The organism is Flavobacterium sp. LAR06 (assembly GCF_041946075.1).
Classification (GTDB): Bacteria; Bacteroidota; Bacteroidia; order Flavobacteriales; family Flavobacteriaceae; genus Flavobacterium.
The window spans coordinates 125,540-145,428 of sequence record NZ_JAUTYT010000012.1; the positions used below are offsets into that span (position 1 = coordinate 125,540).

Below are 19,889 nucleotides of genomic sequence, written 5' to 3' on the forward strand. Positions count from 1 at the left end.
TTTTTATTGCCTTTAAGCCTCAAATTTTCGTTTCAATTCCTGAGCTTTTTTAGGGTCTTTTAATTTGTTCAAATATAAATTATATAATTTTTGAAAAGTGACTTTTGATTTGCCAATTTCATTTGCCTTCAAATAATTTTTTTCTGCCGATGTATAACGTTTAAAATATTCATCTATTCTTCCTCTTGACAAATAACCATCTACTGATGAAATTTGCATTAATTCATTCGAATATTCCAATGCTCTTGATTCACTTCCTCCTAAAAAACCAGGTAATTGTAGATAGATTTCAATCAAAGCCCATCTGGCTGGAATGTGTTTTGGATTCAGAATTATTGCTTTTTCAAATGCTTCTTTCATGTCTCCTACCATTCCTAAAGCTTTCAATTTATTCACTTCCATCGCTCTCATTGCCAGACAACCTCCATATTTATAAAAATAATCTGCTTCTGTTGGTTTTAGCTCTTTCAGTTTTTTATAATAATCTGCTCCTTTTATCCATGCTTTTTGATGCGCGGCTATATCTCCCAAATACTCCAGCGTTTTTATATCTGAAGGCTTTGTTTTTAAAACTCCTTCCAAAATAACCTGAGCCTCATCATATTTTTTGGCATGAAATAACTTTTCGCCTTTCTCAAAATTCGATTGTGACCAAATTAAAATTGGTGCCAGCAAAAAAAGAAGTAGGAGCTTTTTCATATTTCAAAAATAGCGAAATATAAAATGTCTTATTTGCTTTTGAAGATAAATTAGTAATTTGTACGAAAATTATTTAAACCAATTCCCAACCTTTACTGTAAAACAATACTCTATATATCAAAACTGACTTATGAAAAATATCTTATATGTTTTCTTATTCTTTACCACAGCTTTGTTTTCACAACAAAATGACAAAAAATGGATTAAAGTTGCATCCTATGAAAATGAAGGTAAAATAAAATCAGCGAGTAAAATCGTTGATCAAATTTACAAGAAAGCAGTATCAAAGAGAGACGAAGCACAGATGATAAAATGCTTTTTTTATCAATCTAAATACCTACAGGTAGTTGATGAAAATGCAAAGAAGAAAATCATAAACAATCTTAAAACAGATATTGATCGAGTTTCAATTCCGTCAAAAGCAATTTTGAATTTAGTTTATGCAAAATGCCTGAATAATTATGCTAATTATGATTATGATTACGCTGTTGTGGTTGTAGATAGTGCAGCTGCAGTTGTGGACGAAGCTGCGTATACGGCGTCGGATAGTGTTGAAATTCCTTCGTCTGAGGATTTTAAAATTAATCCACCGAGTGAAATTACACACGAGGAGGAAGTCATTGCCGCTTTCAATAAAACATTAGAAAATGAAGCAATTCTAAAAGCAACACCTTTAACAAACTATCAATCTATATTCGAATTTTTAACTATAGAAAAATTAAAAAACGAAAAATTATCTGATTATCTGCTAAAAGAAAATATCGAGTTTTTTACCCAAAAGATACAGAGATGGCAAATTCAAAATAGTGAAATAACGGTATATAAAAACGAACTATTAGGAAATTCAGAAGCATTTTTGAAACTTAACTTAAATTTTATAAAAGATGAGAGTCTTAGAAAAGTTATAGCTTTATATCAGAAGTTAGAGAAAAGCAACCCTTCTTTAGAAAATCAATTTAACCGAATTATATTTTGCAGTGATTTTATAACAGAACCTACTGACGATTTAACCAAGTACTTGAATGAACTTCAACAACAGACCAATGACACAATTCTTACGCAAAAAATTCTCCTAAAAAAGGCTGAACTTCTACTTGCTCAAGCTTCAAAAGAATTACATCCTGATTACAAAATTGAAGCTGTCAAAATATATGACAATATTATAAAGATCAATGATAAAACTAACGCAGCTCAAAGTGCCTTACAGCAAAAACAAAATGTTGTTGCTAAATCATTGGATGCCCGCCTTCAAAAATACAGTTATAATAAAGAAAACACCAGAGCTTTTATCAATTATAAAAACATTGATAACTTAAAAATATCATTTTACAAAATAGATCAAAAAACACTGAAAAAATTTTCAGACTCAGAATTAATCTATAAACAGGATAGTTTAACGGAGGTGATTATAAAAACCCAAAGTAAAATTGCTACCCAAGATTATCAGCTTCAAAACAAAAAAGATTATTTTGAATATACCACAGAAGTTCTCCTACCCCAATTAGAAACAGGAAGCTATTTAGTTTATTTTGAAAGCGATTCCGGATTAAAAGACAAAAAAGCTTTTGCATATGAAACTATGACAGTTTCAAACTTAAGTATTCTGGCATCACAAGGAGACAACAAAGAAAACTTTCAGGTTATAGATCGAAAAACAGGAAAACCTCTGGAAAATGTATCTATAAAATCATCTTATTATACACTTAAAACAGATTCAAACGGAGTAGCATCCTATGTTGGAAGCAACAACCATTCTTACGATGATCACATTGAGTTTTCTTTAAAGAATGACACTATTTCACCAAACCGAAATTATGTTCGATATACCCAGCCATATACTGCCAACGAAAACAAAATTTTAAACGCTAAAGTCGAATTTTATTTGGATCGGGCTATATATCGTCCAGGACAAACTGTTTATTACAAAGGAATTGCATTTCAAAAGCAAGAAAATAAAACAAGCATTGTTGCCAATACTTCTTTCAAAATAATAGTTAAAGATGCTAATTATCAAAATTTCAAAGAATTTGAAGTTACCTCAAATGAATTTGGCTCATTTTCAGGAGAATTCGTTTTGCCAAAAAATGGAGTAACTGGTACTTTCTATATTTTTTCAGGAAAACCTGAAGATTATACAAAAGGAGATATTTACATAAAAAACAAACCAAATGAATCATTCTGGAAAGCTGCAATACTTGAATTTTCTGAAACTTATTTTAAAGTTGAAGAATACAAACGTCCAAAATTTAAAGTAGATTTTGATCCTAAAAAAGAAAGCTTTCAGGTAAATCAGTCGATTAAAGTAAACGGAACGGCAAAAGCATTTGCAGGAAGCAATATTTCTGACGCAAAAGTGACTTACACCGTTAATCGATTTACAAGTTATTTTAGAAATTATTACGGACAGGAACAAAATGAAACTATAGCAACAGGTGAAACCAAAACAGATGCATCAGGAAAATTTGTAATTGAATTTAAAGCTGAACCTTCAAAAAATGCAATAAAAGAACAATTACCTGTATTTAATTACAGAATAACGGCTGATGTTATAGATATCAATGGAGAAACCCACACATCAGAAACAATCATAAAAGTAGGTTATCATGATTTGATTATCAATACAAGTATTCCAGATCATATTGAAACTAAAAACAAAAATGAGATCACCCTCACAAGTTCCAACTTAAACGGAGAATTTTTAGCTGCTAAAGGTGAAGTTAAATTGTATTTTGTAAGCCCTTTTCGCAATAAATTCAAAGAACAGCTTTGGCCAAAACCAGAAATCGAAACTATTTCTGCCTCTGATTTTGAACGACTGTTTCCTTATGAAATCCGCGAAACTAAAAGCGAAAAAACAAGCGAAACTCTTTTATTCTCAAAGAAAATAGATACCGAAAAAGACAAAAAAATAGCGCTGGATTTTATTTCTAATTATAAATCTGGAAATTATAAAATTGTTTTTTCTGCAAAAGATACTTTTAATAACCCTATAGAATCTATTTCAACTTTTGAAATCAAGCAAAATAAAGACAAGTTTAATCCGGGCAAATTATTTACTGCAGAACAAATTAATAATGATCCTAAAAAGGACGGCTTTGTCGAAGTCAAACTTTCTTCTGTAATTCCTGATCTTTATATTGCTACAAATGGAAACTATGGAAATCAGATCTATTTCGAAAATATGTACCATTTACAAAACAATGAAATAACAATCAAAATTCCGCTAAAAAAAGAATTTGAAAAAGCAATGCGTTTGGGTTTTCAAAGCATTTTTGAGAACGAAATTTTTAATGATGAAATAGACGTTCCATTAAAAACGGCTGAATCTAAACTAGAATTGATTGTTGAAAGTTTTAGAAATAAGATTGAACCTGGAAATAACGAAAATTGGTCATTTAAAGTAAAATCAATCTATGCGAAAAATGAGGCAGAAGTATTAGCATCAATGTATGACAGCTCTTTAGATCAGTTTACAAAAAGAGATTGGAATATTTTAAATATCAATAATTACCGCTACAATTCCTCCAATCTTAAATCTGGTTTAGGTTTTGAAAAAATAAATGCTTCATTAGAAAACCTAGATGAAGATCTAACAATTAGTAAATTTTATAAAGAAGAAACAAAATTAAACTGGTTTGGCTTTGATTTTTACGATAGTCGATATGGAGATTCACTGGGTTTGACAATAGCAGAAATTAAAGATAAAAAAGTAGGCAGTGAAACTATTAAAGGAGATCCTGATGCTGTTTTAACTGTTGACAGTCCTGTTGGCGTAGGAGCTGCCGCTATGGTAATTCAGGAAGATAATCAGGTTTATAATACAGCAGCAGTACCCAAAGCAGACAGTGTTCGATTTGTAAAACCTGTGGTAGCCAAAGCTTCAGAATCTTCAGAAGATCCTGAATACTATTTTCAAACAAATAAAATAAAATTTATACCTGGAAAAAAAATCGTCAGTGGCTTGACCTCAATGGTAGTCAATGCATCAACTTTATATATAATTGATGGAGAGATTTCTTCTGAAGACAATTTTAAAAAGATAAATCCGGATGATCTGCTTGATATCGATTTTCTTAATGAAGATAAAGCAACAGCCCTTTATGGAAGCAAAGCAAAAAACGGAGCAATAATCATAACAACCAAAAAAGCCCTAGAAGCCTTAACCCAAGTGAAAGCCAGAAAAAATCTTTCTGAAACTGCGTTCTTTTTACCCAATTTAAAAACTGATGCCAACGGAAAAGTAAGCTTCAACTTTACTTCGCCAGAAGCTTTAACGGCGTGGAAACTTCGTTTACTGGCACATAACAAAGATGCTGTTTCTGGTTATTTGGAGAAAAGCGTTGTAACTCAAAAAGAATTGATGGTCTTGCCAAATTTCCCTCGTTTCTTTAGAGAAAAAGATACTATGGTTATTTCTGCAAAAATTTCAAATGTTACTGATAAAGCCAAAACCGGAATCGCAATCTTGCAATTCTTTAATGCCACAACCATGCAGCCGATTGATGTTAAAATGGGGAACGCAAAAAATGTTCGAAATTTCAATGTTGGTGCTTTTGGAAATACAACGGCAACCTGGACGATTTCGATTCCGGAAGGATTACAGGGAGTTCAATATAAAATTCTCGCCAAATCTGGTAATTTCTCTGATGGAGAAGAAAACATACTTCCGGTTTTAACGAACAATATGCTGGTTACAGAAAGTATTCCGATTTGGGTTCGTGAGAATTCTACGAAAGAATATACGTTTGAAAATTTAAAAAACAATACTTCTTCGACTTTAAGAAACCATCAATTTACATTAGAATATACTTCAAATCCAACGTGGATTGCAATTCAGTCTTTGCCTTATTTAATGGAATACGAACATGAGTGCGCTGAACAGACTTTTGCGCGTTTTTATTCGAATACATTGGCTTCAGAAATTATTTCAAGTAATCCGAAGATTGCAACTGTTTTTGAAGGCTGGAGGAAAAATGGAAAACTGAATTCCAAATTAGAAGAAAACGAAGAATTAAAATCGATTATTCTGGCCGAAACACCTTGGCTAAATGATGCCCAAAGTGAGGATGAAAAGAAAAAGAATCTGGCCTTGTTATTTGATTTAGAAAAAATGAAAACTTCGCAAGAAGCTACTTTTGAGAAATTAAAACAAAAGCAAAAATCATCAGGAGGTTTCGCATGGTTTAACGGAGGTGACGAAAACGAATACATTACCAGACATATTTTGGCTGGCTTGGGTCATCTATCCAAACTGAATAAAACAGAAGATACTAACACAAAAATTGATGCAATTGCCAAAACCGGAATTCCGTTTCTGGATAATAAATTCCTGGAATATTATAAAGCTCAGACAAAAAACTTAAAAACAACTGATAAACTAATGTGGATCAATCCTTATTCTGATTTGCACTATTTGTACACCAGAAGTTTTTATTTAGACCAATATCCGCTTTCAGATACTTTAAAAAAGGCAACTAAATTATATCTGGAAACGGCTAAAAAAGAGTGGCTTTCGTATTCTCTTTACGAAAAAGGTTTGGCTGCATTAGCTTTAAATCGCTTTAGCGAAAGTGAATCGGCTAAGAAAATCATTGAAAGTTTAAAAGAAACTTCTTCCAATAATGAAGATTGGGGAATGTATTGGATTGCCAATAAATCAGGCTGGTATTGGTATCAGGCTCCGATAGAAACTCAGGCTTTATTGATTGAGGCTTTCGCCGAAGTGAATCACGATACCAAATCGGTTGATGCTATGAAAGTCTGGCTATTAAAAAACAAACAGACCAAAAATTGGCCGACTACCAAATCTACCACTGAAGCCATTTATGCTTTATTAATGCAAGGTAACGATTGGCTTTCTGTAAAAGACAATACCATTATTAAAATTGGAGATCAAAAAATCCTAACCAAAAAATTATCTGAAAACGAAAAAGAAGCCGAAACTGGATACATCAAAATGAACTGGAAGACTGACGAAGTTAAAAAAGAAATGGCTTCTATAAACATTCAGAACAAATCAAAAGTGCCAGGTTTTGGCGGCATATATTGGCAGTATTTTGAAGATTTAGATAAAATTAAAACCAATTCGGGTGCTGTTTTATCTGTTTCGAAAGAATTATATTTAAAAAAGAATTCTATGAAAGGTGATCAATTAGAAAGAATTACCTCTAAAAATCCATTAAAAACGGGAGACTTAGTTACAGTAAGGTTGATTATTACTTCGAAAGAAGATACAGAATATGTTCATTTAAAAGATATGAGAGCTTCTTGTTTTGAACCTGTAAATGTACTTTCAGAATATCAATACAAAGATCGATTAGGATATTATATGAGTACGAAAGACGCTGCAACACATTTCTTTTTTGACAGAATCAACAAAGGAACCTGTGTTTTAGAATATGATATTAGAGTAAACAATAGTGGTGAATTCTCCAACGGAATTACCACTATTGAAAGTATGTATGCTCCGGAATTTTCAAGTCATACTAAAGGAATTCGCGTAAAAGTGAATTAAAAATTCCAAAAAAATAGCCACGAATTCACGAATTTTTATTTTAATTAATTCGTGAATTCGTGACTATGTGCTATGCTCGGTTCGTGGCGAAAAAAAAACATAAAAAAACCCGACAAGTTTCAATAACTTGTCGGGTTTACTTTTAGAATAAAATCAGATTATTTAATAATCGTCATTTCATCAATAATGTTTTTAGCTCCTGCATATTTGTCAATAATCCAAAGTACATAACGAATATCTACGTTGATTGTTCTTTGCAATTTAGGATCAAAAATAACATCTCCAGCCATAGCTTCGATGTTTCCATCAAAAGCAATTCCGATTAACTCTCCTTTTCCGTTAAGAACCGGAGAACCTGAATTTCCACCTGTGATATCATTATCAGTCAAGAAGTTTACTGGCATGTAACCTGCTTTATCAGCATATTGACCAAAATCTTTTGCTTTATTTAATTCTAATAAACGTTTTGGCAAATCAAATTCCTGATCTCCTGCTTTATACTTTTTAACCATACTTTCCATAGTTGTATAGTTATTGATTTTAGCATCATTACGTGGATCAGCTGGCAAAGCGCGAACTTTTCCGTAAGTCAGTCTTAAAGTAGAGTTAGCATCAGGATATTGAATAGCATTCAATTTTGATTCTCTTAAACCTTCAACCAATTTACGGTAAGCAATTGCAAAACCGTCATCAGCTTTTGACTGATCATCTGTCTTAGCGCGGTATTTTGTCAATAAATCATTAGAAATAATATACAATGGATCGTGTACAATCGCCAATGGTTTTGGATCAGCCATAAATGCCAATACTTTATCCTTAGAGGTGAAATAACTTATTTCAGTCGCCTTAGCAACATCAGCAGTAAAATCACCATTGTTTGCTGTTTTCATTTTAGCAACTTGTGGAGCTAAACCATATTCTGCAGCTTTAGCTGCATACAAATTCAATTGTGCAGTTAACACATCTTTTTCAAGCGGTGCATAAAAATCACCATAAATGTTATCGATCATAGCGTTGATCTTAGGTAACATTTCCGCTTTTTTAGCATCATTTTCGTTATAATAAGCAATCAAGGCATTACCTAAATTTGCTGGTCCGGTTGCATAACCTGAAGTACGCAAAACCTGAGATAGATAATTATCATGACGCGCTTTTAAGTTCGTTTCCTTATAATAATCATTAATCGTCGGAATTACATTTTCATATTTTTCTTTGTTAGCTGGTTTAGCAGCCCATTCGTAGAATTTATCTTCCTGAGCCGATTTTGTTTCTGCAGTTCCTGCTTTAGTCAAAGCATCAATCATTCCCTGACGGTTTTTCCAGTAATTTGCAGTTGAAGCATATTTAGACGCATATTGCAAACGAACTGTTGCATCTTTGTCCATATACTTTTTCATTTGATCCATTCCAGTTTTTGCACCTTCAACCCACGCAGGATAAGCAAATTTTACGTTTTGCTCAATTCCGCCAGCTGGCATCCAACGATTTGTTCTTCCCGGATAACCCAAAATCATTGCAAAATCATTTTCTTTAACACCTTTAATACTTACAGGCAAATAATGTTTTGGCTGTAAAGGCACATTTTCTTTTGAATACGTTGCAGGGTTTCCAGCTTTATCAGCATACACTCTAAACATAGAGAAATCTCCTGTTTGACGAGGCCACTCCCAGTTATCAGTGTCTCCACCAAATTTACCAACACTTTCCGGTGGCGTTCCTACTAAACGAACGTCTGTGTAATCCTGGTAAACGAAATAATAATATTCATTCCCTTGAAAGAAAGGACGAACTGAAACGGTATATTTTCCACCTTCGTTGTTTTCCTTTTCGATCAAAGCAATTTCTTGCTGAATGATTTTGTTTCTTTCTGTTTCTGTCATTTTATCGTTTACTTTTGATAAAATTCTTTTAGAAACATCATCCATACGAACAAAGAAACGAACGTATAAAGATTTTGGTTTCATTTCGGCACTTCTTTCTTTTGCCCAAAAACCATCTTTCAAATAATTTTGTTCTGCTGTAGAAAGTTCTGCAATTGCATTGTAACCACAGTGGTGATTCGTTAAAACTAATCCGTCTTTTGAAACAATTTCAGCTGTACAACCTCCGTTAAATTGTACAATTGCATCTTTTAAACTATGATGATTGATACTGTAAATTTCTTCGGCTGTTAATTGCAAGCCCATTTTTTCCATATCTCTATGGTTCAATCTTTCGATAAACATCAAGAACCACATTCCTTCGTCAGCTCTTGCAGGAAAAGCCATAAGGCACATGGTAAAGAATAAAATTATTTTTTTCATGTTATTTTGTTTAAGTAATGCGAATATAACTCATTTTCGCAATTATTATATTGGCTAAAGTCTTAAAATAAAATATCCCCATCCTTTTTTGTCTTTTTTTTACGAATTTAACATTGAAGCCAATAAAAAAGGCGCTCTGAAAACAGAACGCCTTTTAAAAATATCTTTAAGCTTTTAATCGTTAAGCATTTTCCAAAGTTTATCTTTCAACTCTGTCAGACCTTGCTGAGCCACAGATGAAATAAACATGTAAGGAACATCTTTGAAAGCTACATCTAGTTCAACTTTCAATTCGGCTTTTAATTCATCATCCAGCATATCGCATTTTGAGATAACCAAAAGACGTTCTTTATCCAACATTTCAGGATTGTATTTCGTCAATTCATTAACCAAAATATCATATTCTCCTTTAATGTCCGGCGTATCAACAGGAACTAAAAATAACAAAGTTGAATTACGCTCAATATGTCTAAGGAAATAATGTCCTAAACCTTTTCCTTCAGCTGCACCTTCAATAATACCAGGGATATCAGCAATTACAAAAGATTGATAATCTCTGTAAGCTACAATTCCCAAGTTTGGTTTTAAAGTTGTAAACGGATAATCGGCAATTTTAGGTTTTGCAGACGTCAATACAGACAACAAAGTTGATTTTCCAGCATTTGGAAAACCTACCAATCCAACATCTGCCAAAACTTTCAATTCCAGAATTACGTCCATTTCTACACCTGGTAAACCTGGTTGTGCATAACGTGGAGTTTGATTCGTTGAACTTCTAAAGTGCCAGTTTCCTAAACCACCTTTTCCTCCTTTCGAAAGAATTTGCTTTTCACCATCTTCTGTAATTTCGAAAAGGGTTTCTCCGGTTTCCTTATCTTTTACAACAGTTCCTAAAGGTACTTCGATAAATTTATCATCTCCATCGGCACCGGTACTACGATCTCCTCCTCCATCTCCTCCGTGTCCGGCTTTAATGTGACGCGCAAATTTTAGGTGGAATAATGTCCACAAACCTTTATTCCCCACTAAATATACGTGTCCACCGCGACCACCATCACCACCGTCCGGGCCTCCTTTTTCAATAAATTTCTCTCTATGTAAATGCGTAGATCCTTTTCCTCCTTTACCGGATGAAACATATATCTTAACGTAATCTACAAAATTTCCTTCTGTCATTGTTTTGAATTTCAGATTTTAGATTTTAGATTTTTAGATTGAAAACAAGCTATAATCCAGATCTTTCCTCTATTTATTTTTACTCTTTTAGAGCTTTTACTAATACTTTATCAATCTTTACACCATCCATGTCTAACACTTCAAGCACAAATTTTTGCCAATATAATTTTTCGCCTTCTTTTGGAATATGGGAAAGCTCAGTCATAATCATTCCGCTTACAGTGTTTACTTCGTAATCGTTTGTCAGTTCGTCTAACTCAAAATAAGTTAGAAAATCGTGTAATGAATAATGTCCGTCAACCAGCCATGAACCATCTTCTCTTTCTATTAATTGGAATTCATCTTTATAAAAATCAGATGCATCTCCAACTAAGGCTTCCAAAATATCATTCAAGGTAATTATACCCTGAAAAACGCCGTATTCATCAGAAACTAAAGCATAATGTACTCCTGTTTTTTTGAAATTTTCCAACGCTTTGTAAGCTGTTGTCTGCTCCATTAAATACGGAGGATCTGTCATAATTGCTGACAAATCAAAATGCTCGCTTTCGATGTTGGCGAATATATTTTTAAGCGTTACAATTCCGACAATATCATCGTAGTTGTCATTGTATACCGGATAAACCGTATGCAAATCTTCTAAAACCAATGTTTTGATTTTGTCTTTAGGAGCATTTAATGGCAACATGTCAACCGATTTACGGTGTGTCATTAACGAATTTACTTTTCGATCGCCAATATGAAACACTCGCTCCACAATATCCTGTTCAATTTCCTGAACTTCTCCAACTTCGGTTCCTTCTTTGATGATCGCTTTTATTTCTTCTTCGGTAACTTTTCCGTCAGCCGTTGGTTTTATCTGCAAAACTTTCAACAAAAATTCAGTCGACGATGTAAGCAACCAAATAAATGGCGCTGTAATAATCGAAACTACCTTCATTGGCATTGCTACCATTTTAGCAATCGATTCCGGATAATTTAAACCAATTCTTTTTGGCAATAATTCTCCTAAAACTAAAGAGAAAAAGGTTAGAACAACAACCACAATTCCAACTGCAACCGAATGTGCATAAGGTTTTAAAACGGCAAAACCGGCAACAAAAACCTCAACATCCATTGTGATTTTATCCCCGCTGTAAATACCGGTCAAAATTCCGATTAAGGTTATTCCGATTTGTACTGTAGATAAAAACTTGTTCGGAGAATTGGCTAAATCGAGTGCTGTTTTGGCACTTTTATTTCCTTTTTTCGCGGCAGTTTCGAGTCTGTTTTTTCTAGCCGAAATCAATGCGATTTCTGACATCGAGAAAACTCCGTTTAATAGTATTAGAAAAAATATTATTAGTATTTCCAATTTGTGGCTTGTTCGTTAAATATACTTGTTCGTTAATGTAATTTGTAATCTCTCTTGTATTTTTAGCCCAGATGGAAGAGTAAAGCCCTGAGCTAAAAAAACTAATTTTTCTTGCCAGAAAACAGTCGACTCCCGAAGCATCGAGATAAGCTCGTTTTATGATTAGAAAAATAGTTTTTTTAGCGAGGACTTGAAACGTACAGCTGGAATAGCTTCTACAAATTATCTATAACTGACGTTAATCTCTCTGTAATTTCTTCGATAGTTCCGATACCATTTACGGCACGAAACTTATTTTGTGCTTTATAATATCCAATTAATGGAGCTGTTTTTTCGTTGTACTCCTGGTATCTAACACGAATTTTTTCTTCGTCCTGATCATCCACTCTTCCGCTTGTTTTTCCTCTTTCAAGCAAACGGGCTACCAAAATTTCATCATCAGCTTCTAATGCAATAGTTGCCGTAACACTTGATCCAATTGTTGGTAAAAATTTATCTAAAGCCTCAGCCTGATCTAAAGTTCTTGGGTAACCGTCGAACAAAAATCCGTTTGAATCTAAATGTTTGTTCACTTCATCAATTAACATTGCAGTTGTAACTTCGCAAGGAACCAATTCTCCATTGTCCATAAAAACTCTTGCTCTTTTACCTAAATCTGTATCATTTTTTAAATTAAAACGAAAAATATCTCCTGTTGAAAGATGTGTTAATTTGTATTTCTCTTTTAAAAATTCTGCCTGAGTTCCTTTTCCTGCTCCTGGCTTTCCAAATAAAACGATGTTAATCATAATGTGAGTGTTACTTGACTTCTTATTTTCATGTAAGAAGTTTAAAATGAATATATAGTTGTGTTTTGTTTATGTTATTCGGCCAATTTATAGACTTCGTTCAAATTTCTTCCTAAACCATCATAGTCTAAACCATAACCAACAATGAATTTATTTGGAATTCTGATTCCGATGTAATCAATTTTAATGTCTTTTTTATACGCTTCAGGTTTAAAAAACAAAGTCGCAATTTTAAAATGCTTTACGTTTCGTTGTTTAAACAAGTGTTTTAATTCTTCGATTGTATTTCCGGTGTCAATAATATCTTCAATTATAACCACGCTTCTACCCGAAAGATCCTGATTGATTCCGATTAATTCTTTAACAACATTAGTCGTTTCAGTACCTTCATAAGAAGCCATTTTGATAAATGAAACCTCGCATGGTTTTTTGTATTTTTTCAGGAAATCGCTAACAACCATAAATGCACCATTCAAAACGCCAATAAAAATTGGAGTATCATCTCCAAAATCATCTTCTACTTGTGCAACTATTTTGGTTAAAGCAAAATCAATTTCCTTAGCCGAAATAAACGGAACAAATTGTTTATCGTGAAGTTGTATCATTATTTTTGATTTTAAAATAATGCGCAAAGATACAGAATTAGAACCAAATTGTTGGTATCAAATCGTATTGTGAAACCGACTTTTTTATGAATGTTAAATATCACTTAATATTTACAAATCTTTTGTTAAGCTTATTTCTAATTTTACTAAATTGTTGGCTATTAAAATTTTAACTGGCGAACACAATGAAAACTAAGATACAATTATTATCACTATCACTATTAACCATCATGACGGCCTGTCAAGGACAAGTAAAAAAGGAAGCAAAAGAAGCCCTGACAAAACAACCACCAACTGTTGTTAAAACCGCAATTGGCGATATTACTTTGCCTCCTCCTTTTGCAACCGAATCTAAATCGAATAACAGCAAAGTTATTGGCTGGCCAGAAGGAAAAACACCAACAGCGCCGGAAGGTTTCACGGTTACAAAATTTGCAGATGGATTTGAAAACCCACGTTGGACTTACATCGCACCAAACAATGATATTTTTGTTGTCGAAAGTGGAACGAGAACAAGTAAAAATCAAATTACCGTACTTCGAGATAAAGACAAAGATGGAAAATTTGAAACTCGTGAAGTTTTTATAAAAGACCTAAACAAACCTTTTGGAATGCTTGTTCTAAAAGACTTTTTTTACATTGCCAACACTGATGGTTTATACAAATATCCATATGAAAATAATCCGTTAAAATTAGAAACGAAAGGTGTAAAAATCCTTGAACTGCCGGCAGGAGGCTACAACAATCACTGGACAAGAAATATAATTTCGAACCCTGAAGGATCAAAAATTTATGTTTCTGTTGGTTCTGGAAGTAATGTGGCTGAACATGGAATCGATAAAGAAGTTCGTCGTGCAGATATTTTAGAAATTAACCCTGATGGAACTGGTGAAAAAATATATGCTTCCGGACTTAGAAATCCGGTTGGTATGGACTGGAATCCGGTAAATAAGGAACTTTGGACCGCCGTTAACGAGCGTGATGAATTGGGCGACGATCTAGTTCCTGATTATATTACGAGTGTAAAAAGAGGTGGTTTTTATGGATGGCCATATTCTTATTTCGGAAATATTCCTGACCCAAGAATGAAAGGTGAAAGAAAAGATTTAGTAGAAAAAGCAATTATTCCAGATGTTCCGGTTGGTGCTCACACCGCTTCTTTGGGATTGGCTTTTTATACTAAAGATAAATTTCCGGCTAAATATAAAAATGGTGCTTTCGTTGGTCAGCATGGTTCGTGGAACCGTTCTAAAATCTCAGGTTATAAAGTTCTATTCGTTCCATTTAAAGACGGAAAACCTTCAGGAAAACCAGAAGATTTTTTGACTGGTTTTATTTCTGATAATGACAAAGCTGAAGTTTACGGACGTCCGGTTGCGGTTACCGTTATGAATGACGGATCGCTTTTGGTAAATGATGATAGTGGGAATACGATTTGGAAGGTTAGTGCGAATAAGTAAATTCCAAAATTCAAATTCCAAATTCCAACTCTTTCGCAATAATTTAAACACATAGAAACATAGCATTCTGGGGACTAAAAAAAAAGCGTTTCACTTGTAAAAAGACACATAGCTATGTGTTTTAAAACAAGTGAAACGCCTTTATACGCAAAACAAAACTATGTTTCTATGTGTTTAAATTTAAGCTCTAAAACTAACTATTCTTCTATGCTTTTAATAAAATATCGTTTTCTCCTTCTTCTCACAATTGTTTCTCAAAATACTTTTGCACAGGAAGAAAAAAGCAAATCTATTAATTCTGTCAAAACAGAAAAACTGGAAGAAGTTATTATCAGTTCCTTTCATATTAATGATAGTTTGCAGAATGCGCCGGCTTCGATTGGAATTTTATCCAAAAAAGAACTGACGCAAAATAATGCTACAGACATTACAACTATTGTGAATACGATTCCGGGAGTTTTTATGCAATCTTCCAATTTTACCACAACCCGAATTTCGATTCGCGGTATTGGTGCAAGAACGCCGTATGGAACGAACAAAATAAGAGCTTTTTATGGCAGTATTCCGCTGACGTCTGGAAATAGTGAAACAGTTATTGATGATATCGATTTGGAAAACCTCAACCAGATTGAAATTATCAAAGGCCCGCTTTCGAGTATTTATGGCGCTGGTTTGGGCGGAGCGATTTTGGTTTCGCCTCAACTTTTTAAAACAAAAGGTCAGACAGCCGGAATTAGTTCAACTTTGGGTTCGTTTGGATTATTAAAAAATACTTTGAATTATAGTTTAGATGAAAAAAGTTCGAGCCTGAATTTAAGTTACCACAATTTAAAATCAGATGGCTGGCGCGAAAACAGTTCTTATAAACGAGAAGGAATTACGCTTGCAGGAGAATTATTCAGAAGAAAAAACAGCAAACTGACTTACTTTACCAATTACACTTATTTAAAAGCTTTTATTCCGAGTTCGATTAGTAAGGAAGTTTACGATTCTAATCCGCAATTGGGCGCACCAACCTGGATGGCTTCAAAAGGATTTAAAGAATACAAATCGACTTTGGCAGGATTGGCTTATGATTTTAAGATTACGGATAATCTGAATAATTCAACATCTATTTTTATCAATTACAAAGACAGCAACGAACCGCGGCCTTTTGATATTTTACTCCAATATACTTTTGCAACCGGAGCAAGAACGCAATTTTCAGGGAATTTCGAAATTGGAAAACTGAAGAATCAATTCATTTTTGGGATGGAATATTTTACGGATAATTACAACGGAAATACTTTTGAAAATCTATACAAACAAAACAACGGACAAGGCAGTTTACAAGGAAAGCAATTGACAGAAAGCGATCAGAAAAGACATTTTTACAATATATTTTCGCAAATCAGATCTCTGCTTTCTGAAAAACTGGAACTTCAATTCGGCTTAAATTATAACGAAACGCATTTTGAACTGACGAATTTTCTTCCGCAAAAAACGGCAACTGAAAAATACAGTTATGACGGCATTTTTTCGCCACAACTTTCTTTATTATTCAAACCAAATCAACAACAAACAATCTACTTTTCAGCAAGTCGTGGGTTTTCATTACCTGCAACCGAAGAAACTTTGACCAGCGACGGAACCATCAATCCGAATATTAAACCTGAAAACGGTTATAATTTTGAATTGGGCGAAAAATTCTATTTCTTCAACAAAAATCTTTATACCGAAATTACTTTGTACCGAATGGAAATTAAAGATTTATTGGTTGCCAAAAGAATCGGCGATGATCAATATGAAGGAGTAAATGCCGGAAAAACACTGCATGAAGGAATTGAAATTACGTTGAAACACAATTGGCAAATTAATCGACTTTTCAATCTAAATTCTTACATTGGAACTTCTATCGGAAAATATGAGTTTCAGGAATTTATTGATAATGGAAATGATTTTTCCGGAAATAAATTGACCGGAGTTCCTGCCAATAAAGTCAATGTGGGATTGATTTTAAATACCCGTTTCGGAATTTACCTGAATGCCGATTATCAATTTGTAGATGAAATTCCGATGAACGATGCTAATTCGGCTTTCTCCGATTCTTATAATATTATCAATTTAAAAACGGGTTATCGTTTTGAAATTCTTCCTAATCTAACGACTAATTTAGCTTTTGGAATAAATAATGTAACCAACGAAAAGTACGCTTCTTTAATTCTCCCAAATGCACTTCCTGTTGGCACTTCCTCTCCAAGATATTACTACCCAGGCCTTCCTGTAAATTACTACGGAAATATCTCATTAAATTACCTATTTTAGTCGCAGAATTAAATCGATTAAAGATGTCATCTGAACTACAAAAGAAACTTGATTACGTTAGTGCTTATCGGGAAAACCGTCAGAAAGTGGCGCAGGAAATTTTAGAAAATCCGCGTTTATTTGATGAATTAGTTTCGATTTGTTTTTCTCCATTAGACAAAAACAACCATAAAGCTTGTTGGATTTTAGAATTTGTATCTTACGAAGAATTGATTTGGCTTCAGCCTCATCTTGATTTTTTCTTCTCTAATTTGAAGAATTTAAAAGACGAAAGTGCTATTCGTCCGATTGCAAAAGTGACGCAGCTTTTAGTAAAATCGCATTATAAAAAAGATGAAAACGGCATTATTCTTTCTGAAACTAATCTTCAGGATTGTATCGAAGCGTCTTTTGATTGGTTGATAAACGACGTGAAAGTGGCTACAAAAGCCTATTCGATTAGAACTTTATATGTTTTAGGAAATTATTACGACTGGATTCATCCAGAACTGAAAATTATTCTGGACAAAGATTATGGCGATCATTCCGCGGCGTATAAAGCGGTTGCACGCGAAGTTTTGAAGAAAATAAAATAGCATTTTCCTATTCAATCATTATAAAGTATCTTTGCGCATCACAAACACACAACAATGAATTATTTTTCTTCTGATTTTAAATTAGGAATATTAGGCGGTGGACAATTAGGCAAAATGCTTTTGTTTGATACGCGAAAATTTGACATACAAACTTACGTTTTAGATCCGAGTGATGAAGCTCCGAGCAAAATTGCCTGCAATAAATTCTTTCAGGGCGATTTAATGGATTATGAAACGGTTTACAATTTTGGAAAACAAGTTGATGTTTTGACTTTCGAAATTGAATTAGTTAATCTTGAAGCTTTAACGCAATTAGAAAACGAAGGCCTAAAAGTGTATCCTTCTCCAAAAACCTTAAAAGGAATTCAGAATAAAGGAATCCAAAAACAATTTTACGCAGAAAGTAATATCCCAACTGCACCTTTTGAAAGATTTGAAAATTTAGACAATCTAAAATCTAAAATCAATGATTTAAAATTGCCTTTCGTGTGGAAATGCACCGAATTTGGCTACGATGGAAATGGTGTAAAAGTAATTCGTCAGGTTGCTGATTTAGACAGCTTACCAAATGTGGAATGTATTGCAGAAACAATGATTCCGTTCAAAAATGAATTGGCCGTTATCGTTTGCAGAAATCCATCAGGAGAAATAAAAACGTATCCGGTTGTTGAAATGGAATTCCATCCTGAAGCCAACCAGGTAGAATATGTAATTTGTCCGGCAAGAATCGACGAAAAAGTAGCCGAAAAAGCCCGAGCAATTGCTTTGAATGTTTCTGAGAAATTCAATCACGTTGGACTTTTAGCAGTGGAAATGTTTCAAACTAACGATGATGAAATCTTAGTCAACGAAGTTGCTCCTCGCCCACACAATTCTGGACATTATTCTATTGAAGCAAGTTATACTTCACAATTTGAAAATCATTTACGCGCAATTCTGGATCTTCCGTTAGGAAACACAGACAGTAAAGTTGCCGGTATTATGGTAAATTTAGTGGGTGCCGAAGGTTTCTCCGGAGATGTAGTGTATGAAAACATCGAAACCATTTTAGGATGGAACGGTGTTACACCACATATTTACGGTAAAAGACAAACAAGACCTTTCAGAAAAATGGGTCATGTTACGATTGTAAACGAAGATATGGCTGAAGCTCGAAGAATTGCAGAGGAAGTTAAGAATACTATTAGAGTGATCAGTGGTCAGTAATTAATGATCAGCCCCAATAAAATCTGTTGTAAACTAGAAAATCTTGATTTAATCAATATAAATAATGAAAAATGGGTTTTATAGAATTATTAAGTGATCTTTCAAATTTATCTAATCCTTCTAAGTTGTTTAAAACTCATTTTGAAAGATTTACAGATAAAAACGAATATTTAGGCGAGCGAGTAATAAGTTTTATTGCATTCACAATTTTGACAACATTTTATATCCTGCTGCTTTCAATAATTACATTAATAATTTATAAATTAATAAAAACGTCTTTAACATAAATCAGTTTTTCGGTTTCACTTCAGCTCTCAACTTGAAACCTGAAACTTGAAACAATAAATAACAAAAAAACAAATGAGCAAAGTAGCCATAATAATGGGAAGTATCTCTGACATGCCAGTCATGCAGGATGCCATCGACATATTAAAACAATTTAATATTGAAGTTGAAGTAGATATCGTTTCGGCACACAGAACGCCGGAAAAATTATTCGATTTCAGTAAAAACGCACACACTCGTGGGATTTCGGTAATTATTGCCGGAGCTGGAGGTGCTGCACATTTACCTGGAATGGTTGCTTCAATGTCTCCGCTTCCTGTAATTGGAGTTCCTGTAAAATCAAGCAATTCAATTGATGGCTGGGATTCGGTTTTATCAATTTTGCAAATGCCAGGTGGCGTTCCGGTTGCAACAGTTGCTTTAAACGGAGCAAAAAATGCCGGGATTTTGGCAGCACAAATCATTGGTAGTCACGATAAAAAAGTACTTGATACTATTATTGCTTATAAAGAAGAATTGAAAGCGGCAGTTAATAAAGCGGCAGAAGGATTGAAAAAATAAATTCTTTAAATAAAAACAGAAAGGCTTCGCATTACACGAAGCCTTTTTTATTTTAATTT

12 protein-coding genes are annotated in these 19,889 nt (G+C 33.5%); 6 read left to right on the forward strand and 6 right to left on the reverse strand.

The annotated features are described in order from the left end of the window. Positions 1-12 precede the first annotated feature (12 nt). Positions 13-699 carry a tetratricopeptide repeat protein gene (locus Q7C23_RS17580; protein WP_375033724.1) on the reverse strand — a complete coding sequence of 229 codons (687 nt, stop codon included), beginning with the start codon at positions 697-699 and terminating at the stop codon, positions 13-15. A gap of 130 nt (positions 700-829) precedes the next feature. Here Q7C23_RS17580 and Q7C23_RS17585 point away from each other — a divergent pair, with 130 nt between their 5' ends. After that, positions 830-7,213, forward strand: coding sequence for an alpha-2-macroglobulin (locus Q7C23_RS17585; protein ID WP_375033725.1), 6,384 nt, complete (start codon positions 830-832; stop codon positions 7,211-7,213). A gap of 158 nt (positions 7,214-7,371) precedes the next feature. Here Q7C23_RS17585 and Q7C23_RS17590 read toward each other — a convergent pair whose 3' ends face one another. The 5 genes from Q7C23_RS17590 to hpt all read right to left on the reverse strand — a co-directional run bounded on the left by Q7C23_RS17590 (position 7,372) and on the right by hpt (position 13,439). Beyond that, positions 7,372-9,516, reverse strand: a complete 2,145-nt coding sequence (locus tag Q7C23_RS17590) for a S46 family peptidase (RefSeq protein WP_375033726.1) — start codon at positions 9,514-9,516, stop codon at positions 7,372-7,374. A gap of 174 nt (positions 9,517-9,690) precedes the next feature. Further along, on the reverse strand, positions 9,691-10,692 hold the full coding sequence (gene obgE, locus Q7C23_RS17595) for a GTPase ObgE (protein ID WP_375033727.1): 1,002 nt from the start codon (positions 10,690-10,692) through the stop codon (positions 9,691-9,693). Between the two features lie 79 nt (positions 10,693-10,771). Further along, complete coding sequence (locus Q7C23_RS17600) at positions 10,772-12,046, reverse strand: hemolysin family protein (protein WP_375033728.1); 1,275 nt, start codon at positions 12,044-12,046, stop codon at positions 10,772-10,774. Positions 12,047-12,261: 215 nt separating this feature from the next. Further along, a complete protein-coding gene (locus tag Q7C23_RS17605; RefSeq protein WP_375033729.1) occupies positions 12,262-12,834 on the reverse strand; it encodes an adenylate kinase in 573 nt (190 codons plus the stop codon). A 74-nt stretch (positions 12,835-12,908) separates the two neighbouring features. Continuing rightward, entirely contained in the window at positions 12,909-13,439 is a 531-nt protein-coding gene (gene hpt / locus Q7C23_RS17610) for a hypoxanthine phosphoribosyltransferase (RefSeq protein ID WP_375033730.1), read from the reverse strand. Between the two features lie 185 nt (positions 13,440-13,624). On the opposite strand from hpt, the gene Q7C23_RS17615 reads away from it, so the two are divergent. From Q7C23_RS17615 to purE, 5 genes are all read left to right on the forward strand, one after another. After that, positions 13,625-14,899 (forward strand): PQQ-dependent sugar dehydrogenase, encoded by a 1,275-nt coding sequence (locus tag Q7C23_RS17615; protein ID WP_375033731.1) that lies wholly within the window; start codon positions 13,625-13,627, stop codon positions 14,897-14,899. 207 nt (positions 14,900-15,106) lie between these two features. After that, on the forward strand, positions 15,107-17,203 hold the full coding sequence (locus tag Q7C23_RS17620; protein ID WP_375033732.1) for a TonB-dependent receptor: 2,097 nt from the start codon (positions 15,107-15,109) through the stop codon (positions 17,201-17,203). Between the two features lie 23 nt (positions 17,204-17,226). Continuing rightward, complete coding sequence (locus tag Q7C23_RS17625) at positions 17,227-17,778, forward strand: hypothetical protein (RefSeq protein ID WP_375033733.1); 552 nt, start codon at positions 17,227-17,229, stop codon at positions 17,776-17,778. 54 nt (positions 17,779-17,832) lie between these two features. Then, on the forward strand, positions 17,833-18,984 hold the full coding sequence (locus Q7C23_RS17630; RefSeq protein WP_375033734.1) for a 5-(carboxyamino)imidazole ribonucleotide synthase: 1,152 nt from the start codon (positions 17,833-17,835) through the stop codon (positions 18,982-18,984). A 360-nt stretch (positions 18,985-19,344) separates the two neighbouring features. After that, positions 19,345-19,830: a 5-(carboxyamino)imidazole ribonucleotide mutase gene (gene purE / locus Q7C23_RS17635; RefSeq protein ID WP_039117314.1), complete on the forward strand. Its 486-nt coding sequence runs from the start codon at positions 19,345-19,347 to the stop codon at positions 19,828-19,830. The last annotated feature ends 59 nt before the right edge of the window (positions 19,831-19,889 follow it).

Bases quoted from the DNA above. Each gene is read 5' to 3' on its own strand.
- Q7C23_RS17580 (WP_375033724.1), bottom strand. From the start codon at position 699: ATGAAAAAGCTCCTACTTCTTTTTTTGCTGGCACCAATTTTAATTTGG.
- Q7C23_RS17585 (WP_375033725.1), top strand. From the start codon at position 830: ATGAAAAATATCTTATATGTTTTCTTATTCTTTACCACAGCTTTGTTT.
- Q7C23_RS17590 (WP_375033726.1), bottom strand. From the start codon at position 9,516: ATGAAAAAAATAATTTTATTCTTTACCATGTGCCTTATGGCTTTTCCT.
- obgE (WP_375033727.1), bottom strand. From the start codon at position 10,692: ATGACAGAAGGAAATTTTGTAGATTACGTTAAGATATATGTTTCATCC.
- Q7C23_RS17605 (WP_375033729.1), bottom strand. From the start codon at position 12,834: ATGATTAACATCGTTTTATTTGGAAAGCCAGGAGCAGGAAAAGGAACT.
- hpt (WP_375033730.1), bottom strand. From the start codon at position 13,439: ATGATACAACTTCACGATAAACAATTTGTTCCGTTTATTTCGGCTAAG.
- Q7C23_RS17615 (WP_375033731.1), top strand. From the start codon at position 13,625: ATGAAAACTAAGATACAATTATTATCACTATCACTATTAACCATCATG.
- Q7C23_RS17620 (WP_375033732.1), top strand. From the start codon at position 15,107: ATGCTTTTAATAAAATATCGTTTTCTCCTTCTTCTCACAATTGTTTCT.
- Q7C23_RS17625 (WP_375033733.1), top strand. From the start codon at position 17,227: ATGTCATCTGAACTACAAAAGAAACTTGATTACGTTAGTGCTTATCGG.
- Q7C23_RS17630 (WP_375033734.1), top strand. From the start codon at position 17,833: ATGAATTATTTTTCTTCTGATTTTAAATTAGGAATATTAGGCGGTGGA.
- purE (WP_039117314.1), top strand. From the start codon at position 19,345: ATGAGCAAAGTAGCCATAATAATGGGAAGTATCTCTGACATGCCAGTC.